Raw genomic sequence first — 2060 nt, 5'->3', positions numbered from 1 at the left:
GAAATATAATGGTCAGGACAGCGAAATCAGCGCCTTACTTGGGAAATGTGGGTTAAGGGGACAGTCGACGGTGCCGGTCTCACCTAGCTGAGCACTATTTCTCCGTTCGGTCCGGATCCAGGTGTCGGGCCGGCGTGGGTCTCCGCGATCAATCACGAAAACCTAGAGCGGGGCGGTCCGCCTCCGAAATCAACCTGCTTCGCAGGCGAGCCTTTAAGGGTCCCTCCCGTCTTCGGCGCGGCGCGCCTGCAGACCGGTTCCTCCCTGGCTCGGATGTCTCGGCGTCCCTTGCTCCCCGCTCAAAGCGGTCTCGTGATCGCGGGAATGACCCGCGAACGGCCGGGACTTCTCCCGGCTGGAGACGGAGAAAGACAATGCTCAACAAGGTTACTCTGATCGGCTTCCTCGGCGCTGACCCCGAAGTCCGCAGCCTCAGCGACGGCGCCCGGGTCACCAACCTGCGCCTGGCCACCTCGGAAAGCTGGAAAGACCGCAGCAGTGGCGAGCGCCGCGAGCGGACCGAATGGCACCGGGTCACCCTCTGGGGCGACGGCATCGCCAACTACCTGGGCTACGCCTGCAAGGGCACCCTGGTCATGGTCGAGGGCAAGCTGGAGACCCGCAAGTGGACCGACAACGAGGGCCACGACCGCTACTCCACCGAGATCGTGGTCAACCAGAAGGGCGGCGGCCAGGTGAAGATCCTGCGCGACGGGGTCGACGCCCAGCCGGAAGAGCCGGAGCCTCAGCCCCGCACCCGCGGCCGCAGGAAGGCCCAGCCGTCCGGGAACGCCTCGGCCGATACGGATGAGATCCCCTTCTGAATCGGAGCTGGGGCCCGCCCGGGAGACCGGGCGGGCCCCTTCGTGTTCACTTTGCCGGCGTCTTGCGGGTGCGCCGGCCGCCGTGCTGACGCGGGCGGCTTCGGCGACGGGCGAGCCGAGTTCGCGCCGCTCAGGCTCGGGGTTTCCGGAGCTTCGCCCCGGGTGCTCGGCCGCGCCGGCATCTGCTTGGTGGGCCCGCCTCAGGCGATGTGGGGTTGTCTTGCGGCAGCGAACTCAGCCGACCTTTGGCCGCGAGGCCGAGCAACGCTGCGCCCATGCCGCGACGATCGACTTCGACGGTCCTTCTTCCCCCCGCAGGTGGGCCTGACACGCGGGGGAGAACTCCACCCGTTGGCGTAACGAAGGTCACTCGGGTCCTTATCGCAGCGTTGGGCGCGTCCCTCCGGGACCGGGCTCTACTCGGTGCGGCGCACCTCACGAAGCCAGCGCCTGAGGGCGCCGTCTCCGCCGCCCAAACCGCCTCCTGAGCCCGCAAGCGGTCTCTTCCGGCTGGCGGTGACGATCCCTCGCGCGAAGATCGCATCCGACGCGGATGGTCCGCCTTGAGCCCCTGAGGCGGGGCGGGGCTTCTACGGGGCAAGCCGCGCGTTCCGATCTGCCGACCGGAGCGCCTCTAGGGCGTCGCGATCAGGGTCACGTTGAGCGCCCGCAGCGCATCGACGAAGCCGGCCAGGCGCGTGACCTCGATGACCGGCGATGCGCCAAGCCCGCCCGGCAGGGCGCGGTCGTAGACGCAGATGCACGTGCGGCCGGTCAGCCGCGAGCTGTAGACCAGGCCTTGCGCGTCGGTCTGGTCGTAGACCGCCTGACTGAGCTTGCGCCCTTGCCCCTGCGCCTTGCCGCGGGCGGCTTCGGTCGAGACGCCCAGGCGCACCAGGCCCGTGGTGCGCAGGTCGATCAGGGTCAGGGGCGCACTGGCGCTGACCTCGGTCGCGCCCCAGGTCGCGGCCTCGACGTCGAGGAGCTTGCGGGTCGCCTTCCCCTGGAAGCGGTCGCGGACCAGGGTTTCCGCCACGCTCGTGGTCAGGTCCTGGCCCAGGTAAATCACCCTGAAGGCCTGGGTTGGACTGGCGAAGCGGGTCACCCCAAAGCCCGCGCCCAGCGGCGTGGCGGCGTGCGTCATCGGCGTCACGCGCACATAGGCCTTGGGCGTGATCTCCACGGCGAGGTCGGCCAGGATGTCGGGATCGAGCGTCACGCGCCGGCGAAGTTCGA

At 69.1% G+C, this 2060-nt stretch carries 2 protein-coding genes; one reads left to right on the top strand and one right to left on the bottom strand.

Annotated elements, in window-relative coordinates; all coding sequences use genetic code 11:
• Positions 1-374 precede the first annotated feature (374 nt).
• On the top strand, positions 375-824 hold the full coding sequence (gene ssb / locus QZV94_RS24710) for a single-stranded DNA-binding protein (RefSeq protein ID WP_293683077.1): 450 nt from the start codon (positions 375-377) through the stop codon (positions 822-824).
• 634 nt (positions 825-1458) lie between these two features.
• On the opposite strand, the gene QZV94_RS24705 is transcribed toward ssb, so the two are convergent.
• Positions 1459-2060 (bottom strand): RES family NAD+ phosphorylase (locus tag QZV94_RS24705; protein ID WP_293683075.1); only part of this gene is annotated, 602 nt, incomplete at its 5' end.

It is taken from the genome of uncultured Phenylobacterium sp., from assembly GCF_902826855.1.
Taxonomy (GTDB): domain Bacteria; phylum Pseudomonadota; class Alphaproteobacteria; order Caulobacterales; family Caulobacteraceae; genus Phenylobacterium.
The sequence above is the reverse complement of the archived record's forward strand: the minus strand, read 5'-3'. Positions and strand labels throughout refer to the sequence as shown.